Origin of the sequence: Pandoraea pneumonica (assembly GCF_902459645.1) — a bacterium.
GTDB lineage: Bacteria > Pseudomonadota > Gammaproteobacteria > Burkholderiales > Burkholderiaceae > Pandoraea > Pandoraea pneumonica.
Window position 1 is genome coordinate 93,202 of record NZ_CABPSK010000003.1, and the last position, 21,856, is coordinate 115,057.

Annotated in this window: 18 protein-coding genes; 11 read left to right on the forward strand and 7 right to left on the reverse strand. The window is 62.3% G+C overall.

What is annotated here, in order from left to right; genetic code table 11:
• Positions 1 to 30 precede the first annotated feature (30 nt).
• From ugpA to PPN31114_RS15970, 7 genes are all read left to right on the forward strand, one after another.
• Positions 31 to 927: a sn-glycerol-3-phosphate ABC transporter permease UgpA gene (gene ugpA, locus PPN31114_RS15940; protein WP_150680521.1), complete on the forward strand. Its 897-nt coding sequence runs from the start codon at positions 31 to 33 to the stop codon at positions 925 to 927.
• Positions 924 to 1,769: a sn-glycerol-3-phosphate ABC transporter permease UgpE gene (gene ugpE, locus PPN31114_RS15945; protein WP_150680522.1), complete on the forward strand. Its 846-nt coding sequence runs from the start codon at positions 924 to 926 to the stop codon at positions 1,767 to 1,769. The genes ugpA and ugpE overlap by 4 nt, the downstream gene beginning before the upstream one ends.
• Before the next feature lie 2 nt (positions 1,770 to 1,771).
• Positions 1,772 to 2,869: a sn-glycerol-3-phosphate import ATP-binding protein UgpC gene (locus PPN31114_RS15950; RefSeq protein WP_150680523.1), complete on the forward strand. Its 1,098-nt coding sequence runs from the start codon at positions 1,772 to 1,774 to the stop codon at positions 2,867 to 2,869.
• A complete protein-coding gene (gene ugpQ, locus PPN31114_RS15955) occupies positions 2,866 to 3,645 on the forward strand; it encodes a glycerophosphodiester phosphodiesterase (protein WP_150680524.1) in 780 nt (259 codons plus the stop codon). Before PPN31114_RS15950 ends, ugpQ begins: the two co-directional genes overlap by 4 nt.
• 149 nt (positions 3,646 to 3,794) lie before the next feature.
• Complete coding sequence (locus PPN31114_RS15960; protein ID WP_150680525.1) at positions 3,795 to 4,394, forward strand: Maf family protein; 600 nt, start codon at positions 3,795 to 3,797, stop codon at positions 4,392 to 4,394.
• A 43-nt stretch (positions 4,395 to 4,437) separates the two neighbouring features.
• The gene (rng, locus tag PPN31114_RS15965) at positions 4,438 to 5,907 is read left to right on the forward strand and encodes a ribonuclease G (RefSeq protein ID WP_150680526.1); all 1,470 of its coding nucleotides are present in this window, start codon (positions 4,438 to 4,440) and stop codon (positions 5,905 to 5,907) included.
• Positions 5,908 to 5,931: 24 nt separating this feature from the next.
• Positions 5,932 to 7,137: a cation diffusion facilitator family transporter gene (locus tag PPN31114_RS15970; protein ID WP_150680527.1), complete on the forward strand. Its 1,206-nt coding sequence runs from the start codon at positions 5,932 to 5,934 to the stop codon at positions 7,135 to 7,137.
• A gap of 75 nt (positions 7,138 to 7,212) precedes the next feature.
• Here the strand turns inward: PPN31114_RS15970 and rfbC are convergent, their stop codons facing one another.
• The 5 genes from rfbC to msbA form a co-directional block, all read right to left on the reverse strand.
• Positions 7,213 to 7,761: a dTDP-4-dehydrorhamnose 3,5-epimerase gene (gene rfbC / locus PPN31114_RS15975; protein WP_150680528.1), complete on the reverse strand. Its 549-nt coding sequence runs from the start codon at positions 7,759 to 7,761 to the stop codon at positions 7,213 to 7,215.
• Between the two features lie 69 nt (positions 7,762 to 7,830).
• On the reverse strand, positions 7,831 to 8,712 hold the full coding sequence (gene rfbA / locus PPN31114_RS15980; protein ID WP_150681085.1) for a glucose-1-phosphate thymidylyltransferase RfbA: 882 nt from the start codon (positions 8,710 to 8,712) through the stop codon (positions 7,831 to 7,833).
• A gap of 19 nt (positions 8,713 to 8,731) precedes the next feature.
• Positions 8,732 to 9,790 (reverse strand): dTDP-glucose 4,6-dehydratase, encoded by a 1,059-nt coding sequence (gene rfbB, locus PPN31114_RS15985; protein ID WP_150680529.1) that lies wholly within the window; start codon positions 9,788 to 9,790, stop codon positions 8,732 to 8,734.
• A gap of 30 nt (positions 9,791 to 9,820) precedes the next feature.
• Entirely contained in the window at positions 9,821 to 10,405 is a 585-nt protein-coding gene (locus PPN31114_RS15990; RefSeq protein ID WP_150680530.1) for a peroxidase-related enzyme, read from the reverse strand.
• Positions 10,406 to 10,504: 99 nt separating this feature from the next.
• Positions 10,505 to 12,253, reverse strand: coding sequence for a lipid A export permease/ATP-binding protein MsbA (gene msbA, locus PPN31114_RS15995; RefSeq protein WP_150680531.1), 1,749 nt, complete (start codon positions 12,251 to 12,253; stop codon positions 10,505 to 10,507).
• A 163-nt stretch (positions 12,254 to 12,416) separates the two neighbouring features.
• Between msbA and recQ the strand changes: the two genes are divergently transcribed.
• Both recQ and PPN31114_RS16005 read left to right on the forward strand, forming a co-directional pair.
• Complete coding sequence (gene recQ, locus PPN31114_RS16000; protein WP_150680532.1) at positions 12,417 to 14,222, forward strand: DNA helicase RecQ; 1,806 nt, start codon at positions 12,417 to 12,419, stop codon at positions 14,220 to 14,222.
• A 54-nt stretch (positions 14,223 to 14,276) separates the two neighbouring features.
• Positions 14,277 to 15,086 carry a glycosyltransferase family 2 protein gene (locus tag PPN31114_RS16005; RefSeq protein ID WP_370865888.1) on the forward strand — a complete coding sequence of 270 codons (810 nt, stop codon included), beginning with the start codon at positions 14,277 to 14,279 and terminating at the stop codon, positions 15,084 to 15,086.
• Between the two features lie 126 nt (positions 15,087 to 15,212).
• Here PPN31114_RS16005 and PPN31114_RS16010 read toward each other — a convergent pair whose 3' ends face one another.
• Both PPN31114_RS16010 and dnaE read right to left on the reverse strand, forming a co-directional pair.
• Positions 15,213 to 16,064 (reverse strand): glycosyltransferase family 2 protein, encoded by an 852-nt coding sequence (locus PPN31114_RS16010; protein WP_150680533.1) that lies wholly within the window; start codon positions 16,062 to 16,064, stop codon positions 15,213 to 15,215.
• Positions 16,065 to 16,104: 40 nt separating this feature from the next.
• Positions 16,105 to 19,704 (reverse strand): DNA polymerase III subunit alpha, encoded by a 3,600-nt coding sequence (gene dnaE / locus PPN31114_RS16015; protein ID WP_150681087.1) that lies wholly within the window; start codon positions 19,702 to 19,704, stop codon positions 16,105 to 16,107.
• Between the two features lie 219 nt (positions 19,705 to 19,923).
• On the opposite strand from dnaE, the gene PPN31114_RS16020 reads away from it, so the two are divergent.
• Together PPN31114_RS16020 and gluQRS are read left to right on the forward strand one after the other, a co-directional pair.
• Positions 19,924 to 20,808, forward strand: coding sequence for a sulfurtransferase (locus PPN31114_RS16020; RefSeq protein ID WP_150680534.1), 885 nt, complete (start codon positions 19,924 to 19,926; stop codon positions 20,806 to 20,808).
• A 9-nt stretch (positions 20,809 to 20,817) separates the two neighbouring features.
• Positions 20,818 to 21,792, forward strand: a complete 975-nt coding sequence (gene gluQRS / locus PPN31114_RS16025; RefSeq protein WP_281350983.1) for a tRNA glutamyl-Q(34) synthetase GluQRS — start codon at positions 20,818 to 20,820, stop codon at positions 21,790 to 21,792.
• The last annotated feature ends 64 nt before the right edge of the window (positions 21,793 to 21,856 follow it).

Genomic DNA, 21,856 nt, shown 5'->3' on the forward strand with positions numbered 1-21,856 from the left:
TTGGCGTTTTTTTCATTGGTTCTATTCGTTATGGCGCACAACTCAAGAGAACGCCCTCGCTTCGGTACCGGCTGGCTGCCCTACGCGCTCGTCGCTCCGCAGCTCCTCATTACCGTCGTGTTCTTTCTGTGGCCCGCGGGCGAGGCCCTCTGGCAATCCACATCGACGCAGGACGCGTTCGGGCTCTCCAGCCAGTTCGTGGGCTTCGACAACTTCACGGCGCTCTGGAGCGATCCGCTCTACCTCGCGTCGTTCCGCACCACGATGATCTTCAGCGGACTGGTCACCGTTTGCGGGCTGGTCATCTCGCTGCTGCTCGCGGCCATGGCCGATCGCGTGACGCGCGGCAAGCGCGCCTATCAGACGCTGCTCATCTGGCCGTATGCGGTGGCCCCCGCCATTGCTGCCGTGCTGTGGGCGTTTTTGTTCAACCCGAGTATCGGTCTGGTGACCTACGGGCTGGGCAAGCTCGGCGTCGAATGGAACCATGCGCTCAACGGCGGTCAGGCGATGTTCCTCGTCGTGTTGGCCTCGATCTGGAAGCAAATCAGCTATAACTTCCTGTTCTTCTACGCCGGTTTGCAGGCCATTCCGCGCTCGCTGGTGGAAGCCGCGGCGATTGACGGTGCCGGTCCGGTGCGCCGGTTCTTCGGGCTGGTGCTGCCGTTGATCTCGCCGACCACGTTCTTCCTGCTCGTGGTGAATCTCGTGTACTCGTTCTTCGACACCTTCCCGGTGATCGATGCAGCCACGGGCGGTGGCCCCGGCCAGTCGACCATGACGCTCATCTACAAGATCTACTCGGAAGGCTTCAAGGGGCTCGACCTCGGTAGCTCGGCGGCGCAATCGGTGGTGCTCATGGCAATCGTCATCGTGCTCACGGTCGTGCAGTTCCGCTTCATCGAACGCAAGGTGCAATACGCATGATCGAGAACCGTCGCGGCCTAGATATCTTCTGCCACGTCATGCTGATCATCGGCGTGTTGTTGGTGGTCTTTCCGCTCTACGTGGCGTTCGTCGCCGCCACGATGAACGAGCGCGAAATCTTTAACGTGCCTCTGTCGCTCGTTCCGAGCTCGCACTTGTTCGAGAATCTCGCAACGGTGTGGGGCCGGGGCACGGGCGATTCGGCGATGCCGTTCGGCCTGATGCTCGGCAACAGCCTGCTCATGGCGCTGGTTATCACGATCGGCAAGATCTCGGTGTCGATCCTGTCGGCCTTCGCCATCGTGTATTTCCGCTTCCCGTTGCGCAACCTGTTCTTCTGGCTGATCTTCGTCACGCTAATGCTGCCGGTCGAAGTGCGCATTTTCCCGACGGTGCAAGTCATCTCCAGCCTCGGGCTCATCAATAGTTATGTGGGCTTGACGGTGCCGCTCATCGCGTCGGCCACTGCCACGTTCCTGTTCCGGCAGTTCTTCATGACATTGCCCGACGAACTCGTGGAAGCCGCGCGCATCGATGGCGCCGGCCCGATGCGCTTCTTCATCGACGTGGTGCTGCCGCTCTCGAAGACGAACATCGCAGCGCTCTTCGTCATCACCTTCATCTATGGCTGGAATCAGTACCTGTGGCCGATTCTCGTGACCAACGCCCCGTCGATGACGACGGCGGTCGTGGGCATCAAGAGCATGATCGGCAGCGGGGACACGGCCACGCAGTGGCAGCTCGTGATGAGCGCCACGCTGCTCGCAATGCTCCCGCCGCTTGCCGTGGTGCTGCTCATGCAGCGTTGGTTCGTGCGCGGTCTGGTCGATTCGGAAAAGTAATCATGGCAAATCTCAAACTCCATAGCGTTAAGAAAACCTACGACCAGACGAACTACATCCTGCACGGTGTCGACATCGACATCCAGGACGGCGAATTCGTGGTGATCGTCGGTCCCTCGGGCTGCGGCAAGTCGACCCTGCTGCGCATGGTGGCCGGCCTGGAGTCGGTGAGCGAAGGCAGCATCCTGATCGGCTCGCAAGTGGTGAACAAGCTGGAACCGAAGGATCGCAACATTGCGATGGTGTTCCAGAACTACGCGCTGTATCCGCATATGGATGTGCGTCAGAACATGTCGTACGGCCTGAAGATTCGAGGCATCGACAAGAAGTCCATCGAGGAGCGCGTGCTTGCCGCAGCGAAGATTCTCGAACTCGAACCGCTGCTCGCGCGCAAGCCGCGTGAGCTCTCGGGCGGCCAGCGTCAGCGCGTGGCCATGGGCCGCGCCATCGTGCGCGAACCCGCCGTGTTCCTGTTCGACGAACCGCTCTCCAACCTCGACGCGAAACTGCGCGTGCAAATGCGTCTAGAAATTCAGCGTCTGCATAAACGCCTGAAGACCACGAGCCTGTACGTCACGCACGATCAAGTCGAAGCTATGACGCTCGCCGATCGCGTGATCGTGATGAACAAGGGTTACGCCGAGCAGATCGGCACGCCGTCGGATGTGTACGAGCGCCCGGCTTCGCTGTTCGTCGCCAGCTTCATGGGCTCGCCCGCGATGAACCTGCTCAAGGGCCGCGTGGATTCGGAAGGCCGTTCGTTCCAAGTGGATGGCGGCGGCCCGTCGCTGCGTCTGCCGCCGACGAGCATGGCGCACGCCAACCGCGAACTGGTGCTCGGCGTGCGTCCGGAGCATCTCATTCCGGCGGAGCAACCGAACGGCATCGGCGCGTTCGCGGCGCAAACCAGCATCCTCGTCGATCAGCTCGAACTGCTCGGTGCCGACAATCTGGCGCACGGCCGCTGGGGCGATCAACACATCACCGTGCGTTTGCCGCACGAGTTGCGTCCGGCGGCAGGCACGGTGGTGCCGTTGGCCATTTCGGCAAAGGCACTGCATCTGTTCGATCCCTCCACCGGTAAGCGAGTCGAAGCATGAGTGATAGTGCAACGTCTTCTCATTTGTGGCGCGCGTGGCCGTACCCGCGCATCGTCTCTCACCGGGGCGGCGGCAAGCTGGCCCCGGAGAACACGCTGGCAGCCTTCGAAACCGGCGCCTCGCTCGGCCTGCAAATGGTCGAGTTCGACGCCAAGCTCTCGGCGGATAACGTCGTGTTTTTGCTGCACGACGACACGGTCGATCGCACCAGCAACGGCCACGGCGCTGCCGCGCAGATGACCTACGCCGAGATCGCCAAGCTCGACGCCGGGTCGTGGTTCGACGCGCGCTTCGCCGGGGAAGTCATGCCGACGCTGGCGCAGGTCGCCGAGCGTTGTCACGCGCTGGGGCTCGCGGCCAATGTGGAGATCAAGCCGTGCCCGGGGCGCGAAGTGGAGACGGGCACGCTCGTCGCGCTCGCCGTACAGGCGCTGTGGCCCGCCCATGCCCTGCCGCCGCTGCTCTCGTCGTTCTCTTACGAAGCGCTGGAAGCCGCCGCTAAGGCGGCGCCTGCGCTGCCGCGCGGCATGCTGTACGAAGCCGTGCCGGCGCATTGGCGTGACGACGCGAAGGCGCTTGGCACCGTGTCGCTGCACGCCAGCCATAAGCATCTCGACGGCCCGCAGGTCGCTGAAATCAAGGCGGCCGGTCTGCAAATGCTCGTCTATACCGTCAACGACCCCGAACGCGCGCGTGAGCTCGCGGCTTGGGGTGTAGATGCCATCTGCACCGATCGCATCGACCTAATCGGCGCAGATTTCCTCGCGGATGCCTGAAACCCCGGCGCCCCCCCGCTGAAACTGGCGGGCGTGGGCGCAAGGCGGCATAATAGGGCGCGTTCCCTTCGCCCAGCCTACCAAGCGGCCCGGTGCAGCCCGAATATCCCTTCGAGCGCCGGGCTGGACGATTTCAAGCCAAGCCGCCCATGCCGTATATCTATCTCGCTTCGCAAAGTCCCCGCCGTCAGGAATTGCTGCACCAGCTCGGTGTGCGTTTCGAACTGCTGCTGCCCTCCGCCGACGAAGACGCTGAAGCGCTCGAAGCCGTCCTGCCCGGTGAGCCGCCCGACAACTATGTCCAGCGCGTCACCCGTGCCAAGGCGGAAGCGGCCATTGCCCGGCTCAAGCGCGCCGGTCTGCCCGATGCCCCGATTCTCGCCGCGGATACCACTGTGTGCCTCGACGGCACCATTCTCGGCAAACCCTTCGACGATGCCGACGCGCGGGCCGTGCTCTCGCGGCTCTCGGGCACGCGTCACCGCGTGCTGACCGCCGTGGCGGTGTGTACCGGCGACCAGATTCGTCAGGCCGTCAATATCTCGCATGTCTGGTTCCGGCCGCTGCGCACGGAGGAAATCGAGCGTTACGTCGCGTCGGGCGAAGCCATGGGCAAAGCCGGTGCTTACGGTATTCAAGGCAAGGCCGCCGAATTTGTGATGCGCATCGACGGCAGCTATTCCGGCATCATGGGCCTGCCGCTATGCGAAACCGCTGCGCTGCTGCGTCAAGCGGGCGTCGACTTCTGACGCGTACCGAATTCCTAAGAATTTCGAGTCTGGTCGACACTTTATGAACGAAGACATTCTGGTCAACATCACGCCGCAAGAGACGCGCGTCGCGCTCATGCAAATTGGCGCGGTGCAAGAACTGCACATCGAGCGCACGCTCTCGCGCGGCCTCGTGGGCAACATCTATCTGGGCAAAGTCGTGCGCGTGCTGCCCGGCATGCAGTCGGCCTTCATCGATATCGGGCTGGAGCGCGCCGCGTTCCTGCACGTGGCCGACATCTGGCATCCGCGCACGAGCAACGACACGTCGGTGCCGCACCCGCAACCGCCGATCGAGAAGACCGTTTTCGAAGGCCAAACGCTGATGGTGCAGGTCATCAAAGACCCCATCGGCACGAAGGGTGCGCGCCTGTCCACGCAGGTCAGCATCGCTGGGCGCACGCTGGTGTATCTGCCGCAAGAGCCGCATATCGGTATCTCGCAACGCATCGAAAGCGAAGCCGAGCGTGAAGCGCTGCGCAGCAAGATTCAGTCGCTGGTGCCGGCCGACGAAAAGGGCGGCTTCATCGTGCGCACCATCGCCGAAGACGCCGCCGACGCTGAACTGGCCAACGACATCGCCTATTTGCGCAAGTCGTGGCAAACCATCGGCGAGCAAAGCACGCGCGTGCCCGCACCGGCGCTGCTGTATCAGGATTTGAATCTGGCGCAGCGCGTGCTGCGGGATTTCGTGCACGAAGAAACCGGCAAGATTCTGGTCGACTCGCGCGAAACCTTCCAGAAGCTGGCCGAATTCGCCGCTATCTACACGCCCGCCGTGCTGAGCAAGCTCACGCATTACACCGGCGAGCGCCCGCTGTTCGATCTGTATAACGTCGAGACGGAAATCGAACGGGCGCTCTCGCGGCGCGTCGATCTGAAGTCGGGCGGCTACCTGATGATCGACCAGACCGAAGCGATGACGACCATCGACGTGAACACCGGCGGCTACGTCGGTGCGCGCAACTTCGACGACACGATCTTCAAGACGAACCTCGAAGCCGCGCTGATGATCGCGCGCCAACTGCGCCTGCGCAATCTGGGCGGCATCATCATCATCGACTTCATCGACATGGAGAGCGCCGACCATCGCGACTCCGTACTCGCCGAGTTGAAGAAGGCACTGGCACGCGATCGCACGCGCATCACCGTGAACGGCTTCTCGCAACTGGGGCTGGTGGAAATGACGCGCAAGCGCACGCGCGAATCGCTCGCGCACGTGCTGTGCGAGCCCTGCGCGGTGTGTCAGGGCAAGGGGCAGGTGAAGACGCCGCGCACGCTGTGCTACGACATCCTGCGTGAAATTCTGCGCGAGTCGCGTCAGTTCAATCCGCGCGAATTCCGTCTGATCGCCTCGCAGGAAGTGGTCGATCTGTTCCTCGAAGAAGAGTCACAACACCTTGCTATGCTCATCGACTTCATCGGCAAGCCGATTTCGTTGCAGGTGGAGTCGTCGTTCCATCAAGAGCAGTACGACATCATTCTGATGTAAGCACCCTCGCGCGCCTCGTCTCCCATGCCCTACTCCAACTACGACAATCTTGCGGCATCCAGCGAGGCGCTCGACAAACACGCGGTCGCGCGACATTCGACCTGGGTCAGTATCTGGGTCAATGTCGTGCTCACCACGGCGCAGATCGTCATCGGCATTTTTGCGCGCTCGCAAGCGTTGATCGCCGACGGGATTCACTCGCTCTCCGACATCGTTTCCGACTTCGTCGTGCTGGCCGCCGCACGCGGCAGTGCCCGTGCACCCGACGCGGATCACCCCTACGGTCATAACCGCTACGAAAACGCCGCGTCGCTCTTTCTCGGCGCCATTTTGCTGGTGGTGGGGGCTGGCATGCTGTGGCGAGGCATCGAGCGGCTGCTGCACCCGGAAGAGATTCCGGAAGTGCACGCGATTGCGCTCGGCGTGGCAGTGCTCGTGCTGGTCTGCAAGGAAGGTCTGTTCCGCTACATGCTGCGCGCGGCGCAGCGCGTGCGTTCGGCGATGCTGGTGGCGAATGCATGGCACGCGCGCTCCGATGCCTTGTCGTCGCTCGTCGTCGCGTGCGGCATTCTGGGCAATCTGGCGGGCTACCGACTGCTCGACCCGCTCGCTGCTGCCCTGGTGGGTCTGATGATCGGGCGCACCGGATGGAAGTTCGGCTGGAATGCGCTGCAAGACCTGATCGATCGCGGGGTGGACGACGCCACGATGGTCACGATTCGCCAGCACTTGTTGGAAACCCCGGGCGTGCGCGCCATCGACATGCTGCGCACGCGACGCATGGGCGACGAAATCGTGGTGGACGTGCATGTGCTCGTCGACGCACGGCTGTCGGTCTCGGAAGGTCACTACATCGCAGAACAGGCGCGCGCGGCCGTCATGAACGTGCCGCAGATTCTCGACGTGCTGGTCCACGTCGACCCGGAGAGCGACACAAAAGGCACCGCTTTGCAGCAATGGCCCGCGCGAGCGGCGGTGGTGTCCGCCGCCGAGGTGCTTTGTCGGGCAAATGCGCTGGCGCTGCACGACGTGAAGCTGCACTACATCAATAACGGGCTCGAAGCCGACGTGATCGTGGAAGGACTGAATGAGTCCGCGACGAACGCGTTACACGCGGATGCCTGCGGCGAATATGCCTCGCAAACGATCGCCGATGCGCTCGCCGCGCGCTTCGGGCTGCGCCATGTGAGAGTGCTGCGCGTGACGGGGGAGACGTCCGCTACGACCTGACCTGATCCGACCTGACGGCAGAAACAAAAACGGCGCTGAAACAGCGCCGTTTTCATTTTCCGCTTAGCCATCGACTCAGTCTTCGTGCTTGTAGTCGGCGAACAGCATGCCTTGCTTGTCCTTGTCCGACACGAGTGGCGTGATGCCCTCGAGCGGCCAGGGGATCGCCAGCGAGGGATCGTCCCAACGGATGCAGCGCTCGAACTGCGGCGCCCAGTAGTCGGTCGTCTTGTAGAACACTTCAGCGTACTCGGACACGACGACAAAGCCGTGCGCAAAGCCCGCCGGAACCCACAGTTGCTTCTTGTTTTCCGCGCTCAATGTCTCGGCAACCCACTTGCCGAAGGTCGGCGAACCTTGGCGAATGTCGACGGCGACGTCGTAAATTTCACCCTCCAACACGCGCACGAGCTTGCCCTGCGGCTGCTTGACTTGATAGTGCAGGCCGCGCAAAACACCGCGTGCCGAGCGGGACTGGTTGTCTTGCACGAACGAGAACTCGCCGCCCAGCAAATCATTGAAGTTACGCTGGTTGAAGCTCTCGAAAAAATGGCCGCGCGAGTCGCCAAAGACCTTGGGTTCGATGACGCACACAGCCGGAATGGCGGTCGGAGTGACTTGCATAACGATTAGCGGTAGATATCAGAAGCCAAAGGAGAACTGGCCTTGCGGCCAGTTCTGCGTTCGGAGATGTTAGAAAACTCGCTCGCGCAACATCGCGAGGAGGTACTGGCCGTAGCCGTTCTTCGCCAGCGGTTGCGCCAATTTCTCAATGGCAGCGGCATCGACCCAGCCACGGCGGTACGCGATCTCTTCCGGGCAAGCCACTTTCAGGCCCTGCCGGCTTTCAATCGTTTGAATGAACGTGCTGGCCTCCAGCATCGACTCGTGCGTGCCCGTGTCGAGCCACGCATAACCACGGCCCATGATCTGCACGCTCAGCTTGCCGCGCCTCAGGTACTCGTTATTGACGTCGGTAATTTCCAACTCGCCGCGGGCCGAAGGCTTGATCGAGCGCGCGATGTCGATGACGTTGTTATCGCAGAAGTACAGCCCCGTCACCGCGTAACGCGACTTCGGCTCCTTCGGCTTCTCGACGAGTTCGATCGCTTTGCCGCTGTCGTCGAACGTCACCACACCGTAACGCTCCGGGTCGTGCACCGGATAGGCGAACACCGACGCCCCTTCGGTTTGGGCGTTCGCTGCCGACAACAGCCCGGCAAAGTCATGACCGTAGAACAGGTTATCGCCCAGCACCAACGCGCACGGGTCGTTACCGATGAAATCGGCACCGATCAGGAAGGCCTGCGCCAGACCGTCCGGCGACGGTTGCACAGCGTACTGAAGATTCAGCCCCCACTGGCTGCCATCGCCGAGCAATTGCTCGAAACGCGGCGTGTCTTGCGGGGTCGAGATGATCAGAATGTCGCGAATACCCGCCAGCATCAGCGTGGTGAGCGGGTAATAGATCATCGGCTTGTCGTACACCGGCAGCAACTGCTTCGACACGGCGAGCGTCGCCGGATACAGCCGCGTGCCGGAACCGCCGGCGAGGATGATGCCTTTACGTTTGATGCTCATACGTGCCCCACACTTATTTTTGATAATGCGTTTCGATCCAGCGCTGATACTCGCCCGACTGCACTTGGCGCACCCATTCGCCATTGGCGAGGTACCACTGCACGGTCTTGCGCATGCCGGTCTCGAACGTCTCGGCCGGACGCCAGCCCAACTCGCGCTCAAGCTTGCGCGCGTCGATGGCGTAGCGGCGGTCATGGCCCGGACGATCCGTCACGAACGTGATCTGATCGCTATACGACTTGCCATCGGCACGCGGCGAGAGTTCGTCGAGCAGCGTGCACAGGTACTTCACCACCGACAAGTTGTTCTGCTCGTTCCAGCCGCCCACGTTGTACACCTCGCCCGTCGTGCCCTTCGACAGCACTTCGCGAATGGCCGAGCAATGGTCGCCGACGTACAGCCAGTCGCGAACGTTGCTGCCGTCGCCGTAGATCGGCAGCGGCTTACCGGCGAGCGCGTTGGCGATCACCAGCGGAATCAGCTTTTCGGGGAATTGGTACGGACCGTAGTTGTTCGAGCAATTCGTCGTGAGGACCGGCAGGCCGTAGGTGTGGTGATAAGCACGCACCAGATGGTCGGAACCGGCCTTCGATGCCGAATACGGGCTGTTCGGCGCGTACGGCGTCGTCTCAGTGAACGCCGGGTCGGTCGGGCTCAGCGAGCCATACACCTCGTCGGTCGACACATGCAGGAAGCGGAACGCATCGCGTGCCTCACCTTCGAGCGAGCCCCAGTAGGCGCGGGCAGCTTCGAGCATCGCGAACGTGCCGACGATATTGGTTTGCACGAACTCGCCGGGGCCATGAATCGAGCGGTCGACGTGGCTTTCTGCCGCGAAATGCAGGACCGCGCGCGGACGATGTTCGGCATAGAGACGATCGAGTGCTGCGCGATCACAGATATCGACCTGCGCGAAACGATGGCGCGCATCGTGCTCAAGACTCGCCAGATTGGCCAGATTGCCAGCGTAGGTGAGTTTGTCGATGGTCACCACCGGCTCGTCATGTTGCGCCAGCCAGTCGAGAACGAAGTTTGCGCCGATGAAACCGGCGCCGCCAGTCACGAAGATCATGAGTATCGAAGAAAGTTGAGAGAAGTAGATTTAGCGGGTGCGCGGTACGCGCCCCATTAAGAAGAATTCGTCGTTCGGTTGCATCGACACCGCATTCGCAATCCGGTTGGACATACCGAAAAATGCCGTGATCGCCGCAATATCCCAGATGTCCTCGTCGTCCAGCCCATACTCGCGCAGGATGGCGTAGTCCTGATCGCCCACCTCGTGCGAGCGTTCGCACACTTTCATCGCGTAGGCGAGGATCGCTTTCTGACGCGGGCTCAGATCGGCCTTCAAGTAATTGACGGCCACCTGATCGGCCAGCAACGGCTGCTTTTCATAAATACGCACCAGCGCGCCGTGCGCAACCACGCAGTACAAACACTGGTTCGCGGCACTCGTCACCACCACGATCATTTCGCGCTCGCCCTTGCTGAGGTTGCCCTCTTTAAGCATCAGTGCATCGTGATAGGCGAAAAACGCGCGGAATTCGTCGGGCCGATGTGCCAACGCGAGAAACACGTTCGGGATGAAGCCCGCCTTTTCCTGCACTTCGTCGATACGCGCACGAATGTCCGCCGGCAGGCTCGCGAGCTCCGGCACAGGAAAACGACTAATCGGCGGCTGGCTCATCGTAATCTCCTCGAAACGTATTGTCGGTTGCAGAAATTGAGCGAATTCAAGCGGAATTTCGTCGAAATCAGACGCTATCCCCTGAAATTCGCCCCGAGATCAAGCCACTTCCTGCGCGTATTGAATGCGGTGCAAGTGCGCGTAGAGGCCATTATGCGCCAGCAAGGCCTGGTGCGAGCCTTGCTCCACGATGCGGCCATGCTCGAGCACGACGATACGATCGGCGCGCTCGATGGTCGACAGGCGGTGCGCAATCACCAGCGTGGTGCGGCCTTCCATCAACACTTCGAGCGCCGCTTGCACGTGGCGTTCCGACTCGGAGTCGAGCGCCGAGGTCGCCTCGTCCAGAATCAGGATCGGGGCGTCCTTGTAGATCGCGCGTGCAATGGCCAAGCGTTGACGCTGACCGCCCGACAAGCGCATGCCGTTATCGCCCACGAGCGTCTGCACGCCATCGGGCATTGCCGCGACGGCGTCAGTCAGATTGGCCGCCTTGAGCGCCGCATCGACGCGTGCCGCATCGATTTCCTGACCGTAGGCCACGTTGGCGGCGATGGTGTCGTTAAAGAGCACCACGTCTTGACTCACGAACGCAATTTGACGGCGCAGATCGGCCAAGCGAAGGTCGCTGAGCGGAATGTCGTCGAGCAAAATACGGCCGCCCGTCGGATCGAAGAAGCGCGGCACCAGATTGACCATCGTCGTCTTGCCGCTGCCCGACGGGCCGACCAGCGCAACCATCTCGCCGGGCGCGACATCGAGCGAAATATTGTCCAGCGTCGGACGATCGCTCGCGCCGTAGTGGAAGCTCACGTGATCGAACGTCACACGGCCCTGCGCGCGCTCCAGCGTGCGCGTACCGCCGCTCGGTTCCGTTTCGACATCCATCACTTCGAAGATGAGTTCGGCGGCGGTCATACCGCGTTGCAGCGGCTGGTTCACGTCCATCAGATGCTTGAGCGGCGAGACCACCAGCAGCAGCGCCGTGACGAACGCCGTGAAACCACCGACCGTCATCTCGCCCGACGACGATTCGATCATTGCCACGGTAATCACGATGGCCAATGCCAGCGAGGCCAACGCTTGTGTCACCGGCTGCGCCAGGCCACCCGAGACGGTCACGCGCATGGCATAGCCGCGCAGCGTGCTGGTCATCTTGTCGAAGCGCGATTTTTCGTACGCCTCGCCGTTATGGATCTTCACGACCTTGTAGCCGCCGACCGCCTCTTCCACCACGTAGGACAGCGCGTTGGTCAGCGTTTGCTGCTCGCGGTTCAGGCGGCGCAGGCGGCGGTTGATCTTCCCGACCAGCCAGCCGATGAGCGGCAGAATGATCGCCACGACCAGCGTGAGGCGCCAGTTCAGATAGAAGAGATAGCCGAGCAAACCGATCACGGTCAGCGAGTCGCGCACGAGCGTGATCAGCACGGTGGTCAGCACACCGAGCACCTGATTGACCTCGAAGACGATGGCGTTGATCAGCGTGCTGGTGGTTTCGCGCTGGAAGTAAGCGGCAGGCGCATGCAGCAAGCGCTCGAACATGCGCACGCGCAAATCGAGCAGCACGCGGTTCGAAACCCAAGAGAGCATGTAGTTGGCCGCGTACTGCGCAAGACCCCGGATGACGGCCAGCCCAATGACGGCGGCGGGCACGTACCAAAGTTTCCACGGATCGCCGCCCGAGAAGCCCTTGTCGAGCACCGGCTTGAGCACGGCCGGGATGGCGGCCTCGGTCGCCGCGACCATGGCCATGGCGAGCACGGCCAGCAAACCCATGTGCCAGTAAGGCTGGAGATAGCCCAGCAGACGTCGGAGTATCGGTCCGGAGGGCTTATGCGGTGCGCTCATGTAGTCGGGGAACGGCGGAAAAACCGCTATTCTAACGTACCGGCCTGTCCCGCCGGGACTCGTCTGACGCGGCACCGGACGCATCCGGAAAATTCATCGGAATGCCGCTCGTTCCCGCCCTTGAGCGCGCCTGCCGGGAATGGGAACCGGTATACTGCCGCCCATGGCAAGCGCACTCGAAGTTCTCCGTACCGTATTCGGCTATAACGCATTCCGTGGCGATCAAGCCGCGATCGTCGACCATGTCGCCGGCGGGGGCGATGCGCTCGTGCTCATGCCCACGGGCGGCGGCAAATCGCTGTGTTACCAGATCCCCGCCCTGCTGCGCCCCGGGCTCGGCATCGTGGTCTCCCCGCTCATCGCGCTCATGCAAGATCAGGTCGACGCGCTCTTGCAAGCCGGGGTGCGCGCCGCCTATCTCAATTCCAGTCTTAGCTTCGACGAGGCCATCGACACCGAGCGGCGAGCGGCCCGTGGCGAACTCGATCTACTCTACGTCGCGCCGGAACGGCTGCTGACGGACCGCTTTCTCGATCTCCTCGACCGACTCGACGAACGCGGGCAACTGGCGCTCTTCGCGATTGACGAAGCGCACTGCGTGTCGCAGTGGGGCCACGACTTCCGGCCTGAGTACATTCAACTCTCGGCGCTCCACGAGCGGTATCCGAGCGTGCCACGCATTGCGCTCACGGCCACGGCCGACGCGGCCACCCGCGAAGAAATCCAGACGCGGCTCGGCCTCACCGAGGCGCATCTGTTCGTATCGAGCTTCGACCGGCCCAATATCCGCTACGAAATTGTCGACCGCGATAACCCGCGCAAGCAGTTGCTGGCGTTTTTAGGGCGGCATCGCGGCGAGGCTGGCATTGTGTACTGCCTGTCGCGCAAGAAAGTGGAAGAAACCGCCGCGTGGCTCGAGACGCAAGGCATTCCAGCCCTGCCCTATCACGCCGGGCTCGACGCCGACGTGCGCCGCACCCACCAGCAGCGGTTTCTGCGCGAAGAGGGCTTGGTGATGGCCGCCACCGTCGCGTTCGGCATGGGTATCGACAAGCCGGACGTGCGCTTTGTCGCCCATCTGGATTTGCCCAAGAGTCTCGAAGCCTATTATCAGGAAACCGGCCGTGCGGGCCGTGACGGCGAGCCGGCCGAAGCCTGGATGACCTACGGGTTGAACGACGTGGTGGTTCACCGCAGCCGCATCGACGAATCGAACGCGCCGGATCTGCAAAAGCGCATCGAACGTCAGAAGCTGGACGCGCTGCTCGGTTATTGCGAAGCACCGCGTTGCCGCCGTACGGTGCTGCTGTCGTACTTCGGCGAGACGAGCGAGCCTTGCGGCAATTGCGACGTTTGCCTGAACCCGCCGGAAGTCTTCGACGGCACGATTGCCGCGCAGAAGGCGCTGTCGGCCATTCTTCGCACGGGCCAGCGTTTCGGGGCCGGGCATTTGGTCGACTTGCTGCGCGGGCGCAGCACGGACAAGATTCGCCAGTTCGGGCATGAAAGCCTGCCGACGTTCGGCGTCGGCGGCGAACTGGACGATCAGGGCTGGCGCGCTGTATTCCGTCAGTTGATCGCCCATGGCCTGATCGAGCCGGACAGCAGCCAGTACGGCGCCTTGATCCTCAATGCCGCGGCACGCCCGGTGCTCAAGGGCGAGACAACGTTGTCGTTGCGCCGTCAACGCGCTGTCGCCAGCAAGAAAAGCCGCTTTGCAGGCTACGCGTCGCCCGCCATCGAGCTGGATCCGGCAGATCAACAGCTTTTCGACAAGCTGCGCGCCTGGCGTCAGGACATGGCAAAAACGCAGCAGGTGCCGGCGTACGTTATTCTTCACGACCGGACATTGCGTGAACTCGCGCAGCGCCGCCCGCGTCATCGCGACGGACTAGTGGATATCACCGGCCTGGGTGAAGCGAAAATCGAGCGCTACGGTGAAGCGCTGGTCGAGTTGATGAACGCCTGAACGTGAGATCGTTAGTACGTTAGATCGTCCGAATCCGTCTATCCCTGAAACCTCATGACTGAAGCCCATTCGACCACGCCGGGTTTATCGAGTCAGCCAACGACATCGGCGTCGCAACGCCTGCCGTTGACCGTGACGATTCTCACCCGCAACGAACGGCACAACATCGCCGACTGCATTGCGTCGGTGAGCGGGTTGGCATCGCAAATCGTCGTGGTGGATAACGCCAGTACGGATGGCACGGCAGATATCGCGCGCGCGGCGGGTGCCGAGGTACACGTCACGCCCGATTGGCCCGGCTTCGGGCCGCAGAAGAACCGCGCCTTGTCGTTCGCGACGCAGCCTTGGGTGCTGTCGCTCGATGCCGACGAACGCGTGACACCCGAACTGGCCAGCGACATCGCTGCGGCGATTTCAGCTAACCGCTATGCGGGCTATCGCATGCCGCGACTGTCGCAGTTCCTCGGTCATTGGGTGCGCCATTGCGGGTGGTATCCGGACTACGTGCTGCGGCTCTTCCGCCGCGAAGCCGGACGTTTCTCCGACAATCTCGTGCACGAACGCGTGATCGTGGACGGAGAACTCGGCACGCTGTCGCACCATCTGCTCCACTACAGCTATACCGAAGCGCGGCAGGTCGAAGACAAGGTGCAGCGCTACGCGAAGGCGGGTGCCAAAGAAATGGCATTGCGCGGCAAGCAAGTGTCTGCACTTAAGCCTTGGATTAATGGCGGATGGGCCTTCGTGCGCACCTACGTGCTGCGGCGCGGTTTTCTGGATGGCTCAACCGGCGTGGCGATTGCGCGCATGAATGCACGAAGTGCTTTCTTGAAGTACGCGTTGTTGAGGCGCGGCGAGAATTGAGTTGGGTGCCAGCAAAAACGAAAAAAGGACGCTACGAAGCGTCCTTTTTTGTTGACCAAGGCCCTCATGACTATCGCGACAGTGCGGCACACAGCAACGACAAATTCTCGGGCAGGCCGCCAAACGTCACTTTGCAAGCGCTCGCTTGATACGTGAGCGCAGCATCTGCCAGCGCAGGTTGCCGTCTTCGACAGGTTCTGCCAGACGGCCGTCGCTACCCGCAGGCAAGACCGTGCCGCGACGCAGATAGTAGCGGTCGAAAATCTTCTGCGTCATCCCCCACTTGCGCAGGAACTGCGTGCGGCCATCGTTCTTCACGACCTTGCCGGTGCTCTTGCACTGGAAGTGGTAAACCAGGCTCGCACCAACGCCGATGAACTTGCGGCAGCCCGCCGCCCACATCTTCATCGAGAAATCGTTGTCGCTGCTCATACCGGGGCTCAACTCGGTGCTGTAGCCACCGACAAGGAACCACCAATCGCGATGCACGAGCGTCGGCGGCCATGTCGAACCGAACCAATCCGCCTTCTGATAGGTCGGTGCCGTCGCGAGCAGTGCCGCTTCATCGAAGGTGTCGACTTCGCGCCCGAAGTCTTGCACCAGCACACACGGATTGCCCGTATCGACCGGCTCGATCATCGTGCCCGAGAGCATGAACGCCTTGTCCGGCATCGCATCAGCACGTTCGATGAGCGCCGTATCCCAGCCCGGGCAGCAATACATGTCGTCGTTCAGATAGACGATGTACTTCTCGCGCGCGAGCGCCGCCGCTTGATTCACGGCGTAGCAAATCCCGATGTTATCCGGCGACGCCGTGTGGTCGAGCCCCTCGGCACGCACCCAGTCCAACGACCCGTCCGACCCATCGTTCACGTGCACGATGATCTGATGCGGCATAGCTGAGTTCTGGCGAATGCTGCGCACGCAAAGTTGCAGCAACGCGAGGTTGTTCCACGTCGGAACGATGATCGAAAACATCCGGAAATTCCTTGTTGTTCAGGCTAATGGGACAAGCCGGTTAGTAGACGATCTGCACCGAGTCCGGCGTGAGCCACTGACGCAGCTCGCCCAGCAACTCGTCGCCAGGCTGGACCTTCCAGTCGTCGCCAAGGCGCGACTCGCACTCGGCATCGGGGCGGCGGTACACAATGTGCACCGGCAGGCCCGTCGGCTTGTCGTCGTCGCCATTCCCGTTGCCATTGCGTCGGCCGAAGCCGCCCCCGCCGCCGCCATTTCCGCCGTGGCCGCCGTTGAAACCACCCCCACCGAAGTTCCCGCCACCGCCGTTGCCGCTACCGGCCGTTGCCGTCACGCGATACATCGTGCAATGCGGTTGCAATGTGGCGCGCAAACGCGTCCAGTCGGCATTGCCGTTGAACGACAGCTTGAGCGCGCGCGCAAAACGGGCACGGGCGCGCCCCAGGTCCATGAGACTTTCCGTGGTGAAACGCAGCCCGCCGGTGAAGCTGTCGGGGCGCGCGTTGCCGTGCACGATCAGCAGTTCGTCTTCTTTGAAGAGTTGCTTATTCGCTTCGAACTGTTCGTTGAAAATCGTCACTTCGAGCGTGCCGGTGCCGTCGTCGAGTTGTGCGATCACCATCTTGCCGCGCTGGGTCATCATCGTGCGCAGGCTGGCGATCACGCCCGCGACGAGCCGGTCGCGCCCTTCGCTCAGATCCCGAATGCGCGTACGCACAAAGCGGCGCACTTCTTCGGCGTAGGAGTCGAACATGTGGCCAGACAGATAGAAACCTAGCGCCTGCTTTTCTTCCTGAAGCTTGCGCTTGTCTGTCCATGCGGGCTCGTCGGCCAACTCGAGCGGCGCTTGCAGGCTTTCGTCACCGAGATCGAACAAGCTAACTTGATTGGCCGCAGCACTCGCCTGTTCGGCGGCTTCCATCGCCATCGGCACCGACGCCATCAACTGCGCACGGTTGGCGTGAATGGTGTCGAACGCCCCGGCGCGAATCAGCGCTTCAATCGTGCGGCGATTCACCATGCGGCGGTCAATGCGCTGGCAGAAGTCGAACAGATCGGTAAAAGGCCGCTCTTCGCGCGCGCGCAAAATCTCTTCGATGGCCGATTGGCCGCTGCCCTTGATTGCGCCGAGACCGTAGCGCACGGTCTTCGAGTCCGCCGGTTCGAAACGGTACGCGGACGCGTTCACGTCCGGCGGCAAGACGGCCAGTCCGTTCGTCAGGCAGTCTTCGTACAGAATCTTGACCTTGTCCGTATCGTCCATGGCCAAGCTCATATTGGCCGCCATGAATTCGGCAGGGTGGTGCGCCTTGAGCCAAGCCGTGTAATACGCGAGCAGCGCATAGGCGGCCGCGTGCGACTTGTTGAAGCCGTAGCCCGCGAACTTCTCCATCAAGTCGAAGATTTCGTCGGCCTTCTCGGCGGTCAGCCCGTTCTTATCCGCACCTTCGCGGAACAAGCCACGGTGCATGGCCATTTCCTCGGCCTTCTTCTTACCCATCGCGCGACGCAGCAAGTCGGCGCCACCGAGCGAGTAGCCACCGATGATCTGCGCCATCTGCATCACCTGCTCCTGATAGACCATGATGCCGTAGGTCTCTTGGAGCACCGGCTCAACGCGCGGGTCAGGGTATTCGACCTTCTCGCGGCCATGCTTACGCGCGCAGAAGCTCGGAATCAGGTCCATTGGCCCCGGGCGGTACAACGCCACGAGTGCAATGATGTCTTCGAAGCGGTCGGGCTGGGCGTCTTTCAACATGCCCTGCATGCCCCGGCTTTCCAGCTGGAACACCGCCACCGTATTGGCTTTCTTGAGAATGCTGAACGCTGCCGGGTCGGTCAGCGACACCTGTTCGAGCGACCAGTCGGCCATCTCTGGGTGCAAGCGCTTAATGTAGCGCTCGGCCCAGTTCAGGATCGTGAGCGTGGTCAGCCCCAAGAAGTCGAACTTCACGAGGCCGACGGCTTCCACGTCGTCCTTGTCGTACTGGCTCACGACGCCGCTTGCATCCTCACCAACGCCTTGCGTGTACAGCGGGCAAAAATCGGTGAGCTTGCCCGGGGCGATCAGCACACCACCGGCGTGCATCCCCACGTTACGCGTGAGGCCTTCCACACGCTGGGCCAGTTCGAGCAGTTGCTTAACCTCGTCTTCCGTGTTGAAGCGCTCGGCCAGTTGCGGCTCTTCCTTCATGGCGTCGTCGAGGGTGACGAGCTTGCCGGGCTTGAACGGAATGAGCTTGGCCACGCCGTCGACGAAGTTGTAGCCGAGATCGAGCACGCGCCCGACGTCTCGCACCGCCGCCTTGGCCGCCATCGAGCCAAAGGTCGCGATCTGCGACACGGCGTCGGCGCCGTACTTGTCCTTCACGTACTGAATCACGCGGTCGCGGCCGTCCTGACAGAAGTCGATATCGAAGTCAGGCATCGAGACGCGTTCTGGATTCAGGAAACGCTCGAACAGCAGGTTGTATTTCAGCGGGTCGAGGTCGGTAATACCCAGTGCATACGCGACGAGCGAACCGGCACCCGAGCCCCGGCCCGGGCCAACAGGCACGCCGTTGTTCTTCGCCCACTGAATAAAGTCCGCCACGATCAGGAAGTAGCCAGGGAAGCCCATCTTGATAATCGTGCCGGTCTCGAAATCGAGCCGCTTGTAGTACTCCGGGCGCTGCGCGTCGCGCTCCGCCGCATCGGGGAACAGTTGTCCCAGACGCACTTCCAGCCCTTCCTTCGACAAATGCACGAGATAGTCGTCGAGCGACATGCCGTCAGGTGTCGGGAAAAGCGGCAGCTTCGGCTTGCCGAGTTCGAGCGTCAGGTTGCAACGCTTGGCAATCTCGACCGAATTGGCAATCGCAGACGGCACGTCCTCGAACGCGGCGATCATGTCGTCCTGCGTGCGGAAACTCTGATCCTGCGTGAAGCGGCGCACACGGCGCGCATTGCCGAGAATTTCGCCCTCGGAGATACACACGCGCGCTTCGTGCGCGGTGAAGTCGTCGGCCGTCATGAACTGGATCGGATGCGTCGCCACCACCGGCAACCCCACCTTCGCCGCCAATTGCACCGCGTGCTGCACGTAGGCTTCCATACCGGGCTGACCGGTGCGTTGCAGTTCGATATAGAACGCGCCCGGGAAGACCTTCGCCCAATGCTGAGCACACTGGGCGGCCAGATCGGGGTTACCCGCCGTCAGTGCGGCACCGATGTCGCCCATCTGCGCCCCGGAAATCGCCAATAGCCCACTGGCCAGGCCGTCGGCCTCAAGCCACGACGGGTCGATTTCCGCGCGTCCGCGCCACTGATTCCCGAGCCAGGCTTTCGAGAGCAACTGGCACAGATTCAAATAGCCTTCCTTGTTCCGCGCGAGCAGCAGCAATCGTGACGGCTTGTCGCGATCGGCGGCATTCGTGATCCAGGCGTCGCAGCCGACAATCGGCTTGACGCCCTTGCCGCGGGCTTCTTTGTAGAAACGGATGGCACCGAACATGTTCGCGAGATCGGTGAGCGCGAGCGCGCCCTGCCCGTCCTTGGCCGCGGCTTTGACGACGTCGTCAAGGCGCACGATGCCATCGGCGATCGAGTATTCGGAGTGGAGGCGGAGGTGGACGAAACGAGGTTCTGACATGGGCCGTATTGTAACGCGGCGGCTCCGGATTTCGCGCGCCGTCTCCCGGTTCGAACCCCTCGGCTGTGCTTTTCGGAACGTACCGGCCAGCCGGTCGGAATTTGCGCTATCCGGCAAGGGGCGTTTGTCCGATTCGGCGACTTACGGGGTGAAATCAAAGTGCCTTCGGGCCAGATCAGCGATAATAGCGGTTTATTGCTTCACGCTTTTTTGCGAAACCCCGTTGCCATGTCTATCGTCAACATCGCTGCGTACAAGTTCGTCTCGCTCGACGACATCGCGACGCTGCGCCCCGCGCTCCTCGAACACTGCCAAACGCTCGACCTGAAGGGCACCATCCTGCTCGCACCGGAAGGCATCAATCTGTTTCTGGCCGGCTCGCGCGAATCCATCGACGCGTTCCTCGCCCAGTTGCGCGCCGACGGGCGCTTTGCCGACCTGATCGTCAAGGAAAGCCTGTCTGAGACGCAGCCGTTCCGCCGCATGCTGGTGCGCGCCAAGAAGGAAATCATCACGATGAAGATGCCGGTCATCAAACCGGCAGACGGACGCGCGCCCGGCGTCGAACCCGCTACGCTCAAGCGCTGGCTCGATGCCGGTCACGACGACGAAGGCCGTCCGGTCGTGATGCTCGATACGCGCAATGACTTCGAAGTGGATGTCGGCACGTTCGACAACGCCGTCGACTACCGCCTAACCAAGTTCTCCGAGTTTCCCGACGTCATCGCCGAGCATCGCGCAGAGTTCGAAGGGAAAACCATCGTGTCGTTCTGCACCGGCGGCATTCGTTGCGAGAAGGCAGCCATCTACATGCGCGACATTGGGCTGGAACATACCTATCAGCTCGACGGCGGCATTCTCAAGTACTTTGAAGATGTCGGCGGCGCCCACTATCAAGGCGATTGCTTCGTGTTCGACTATCGCACGGCACTCACGCCCGATCTCGCACCGGCAGGTACCAAGCAATGCTTCGCTTGCCGCGCCGTTGTCACCCCCGAAGCTCAACAAAGCCCCGACTACGTCGAGGGCGAACATTGCCCCGCTTGCGTCGGCGACAAAGCGGCGCAGTCGGCCGCCCCTGCCGAGAGCCCCTCGCCGTCCGTCGTCAACTGAGGCGCGCCGGTGACGCTGACTTCGTCGCAAGACTCGGCGCATCAAGCACACGCGAAGGCCGCGGAGGCGTCGACACCTGTCGAACCGCGCCTTTCGCAGCGATATCGCGGCCGGTTCGCCCCGTCGCCAACCGGACCGCTGCATCGCGGCTCGCTGGTCACGGCGCTGGCGAGTTGGCTCGATGCACGCGCGCACGACGGCGTCTGGATCGTGCGCATGGAAGATCTCGACGAACCGCGCTGCGTGCCGGGCGCGGCCGACGACATTCTGACGACGCTCACCCGGCTGGGCTTCCACAGCGATGAACCCGTTGTCTGGCAGAGTCATCGGCACGCGTTGTATGAAACGGCGCTTGCGTCGCTCACCGCTGCCGGCCGGGTCTATCCCTGCGGGTGTACTCGCCGCGAGATCGCGGATTCGCTCACGCGCGTGCATGCCCGTCACAGCACACTGGCCTACCCCGGCACTTGCCGTGATGGCCTGCATGGCAAACCGGCGCGTGCGTGGCGTCTGCGTGTCCCCGACGGCGATGCCGCCTGCGTGCGTTTCGATGATCGCTGGATGGGCCCGCAATCGCAGGATCTCGCCACCGAAGTCGGCGACTTCGTCCTGAAGCGCGCGGACGGGCAGTGGGCCTATCAGTTGGCGGTGGTCGTCGATGACGAAGCGCAGCGAATTACCGATGTCGTGCGCGGCACCGACCTGCTCGATTCCACGGCCCGGCAAATCTACCTTCAGCAATGCCTTGACGCCACCACGCCGCGTTATCTACATGTTCCGCTGGTCATGGCCGACGATGGCGAGAAGTTGAGCAAGCAGAATGGCGCAGCACCGCTCGCCATCGACTCCGACGACGCCGTACTTAGCGCGCTTAAAGACGCCGCGATGCATCTCGGCTTGCCAGCCGTCTTGCATCAAGCGACACATCGCGAAGACTTCTTCGCGGCAGCAACGCAGGCATGGCGTGAGCAGCATGGCGACTGACCGGGACCGGACAGGCTGACATAGCTGGCGTAGCAGCCCAGCGTCAGGCCAAAGTGCCAACCTA

Coding starts and splice junctions, on each gene's coding strand:
- ugpA (WP_150680521.1), top strand. CDS start 31: ATGGCGCACAACTCAAGAGAACGCCCTCGCTTCGGTACCGGCTGGCTG.
- ugpE (WP_150680522.1), top strand. CDS start 924: ATGATCGAGAACCGTCGCGGCCTAGATATCTTCTGCCACGTCATGCTG.
- PPN31114_RS15950 (WP_150680523.1), top strand. CDS start 1,772: ATGGCAAATCTCAAACTCCATAGCGTTAAGAAAACCTACGACCAGACG.
- ugpQ (WP_150680524.1), top strand. CDS start 2,866: ATGAGTGATAGTGCAACGTCTTCTCATTTGTGGCGCGCGTGGCCGTAC.
- PPN31114_RS15960 (WP_150680525.1), top strand. CDS start 3,795: ATGCCGTATATCTATCTCGCTTCGCAAAGTCCCCGCCGTCAGGAATTG.
- rng (WP_150680526.1), top strand. CDS start 4,438: ATGAACGAAGACATTCTGGTCAACATCACGCCGCAAGAGACGCGCGTC.
- PPN31114_RS15970 (WP_150680527.1), top strand. CDS start 5,932: ATGCCCTACTCCAACTACGACAATCTTGCGGCATCCAGCGAGGCGCTC.
- rfbC (WP_150680528.1), bottom strand. CDS start 7,761: ATGCAAGTCACTCCGACCGCCATTCCGGCTGTGTGCGTCATCGAACCC.
- rfbB (WP_150680529.1), bottom strand. CDS start 9,790: ATGATCTTCGTGACTGGCGGCGCCGGTTTCATCGGCGCAAACTTCGTT.
- PPN31114_RS15990 (WP_150680530.1), bottom strand. CDS start 10,405: ATGAGCCAGCCGCCGATTAGTCGTTTTCCTGTGCCGGAGCTCGCGAGC.
- msbA (WP_150680531.1), bottom strand. CDS start 12,253: ATGAGCGCACCGCATAAGCCCTCCGGACCGATACTCCGACGTCTGCTG.
- recQ (WP_150680532.1), top strand. CDS start 12,417: ATGGCAAGCGCACTCGAAGTTCTCCGTACCGTATTCGGCTATAACGCA.
- PPN31114_RS16005 (WP_370865888.1), top strand. CDS start 14,277: ATGACTGAAGCCCATTCGACCACGCCGGGTTTATCGAGTCAGCCAACG.
- PPN31114_RS16010 (WP_150680533.1), bottom strand. CDS start 16,064: ATGTTTTCGATCATCGTTCCGACGTGGAACAACCTCGCGTTGCTGCAA.
- PPN31114_RS16020 (WP_150680534.1), top strand. CDS start 19,924: ATGTCTATCGTCAACATCGCTGCGTACAAGTTCGTCTCGCTCGACGAC.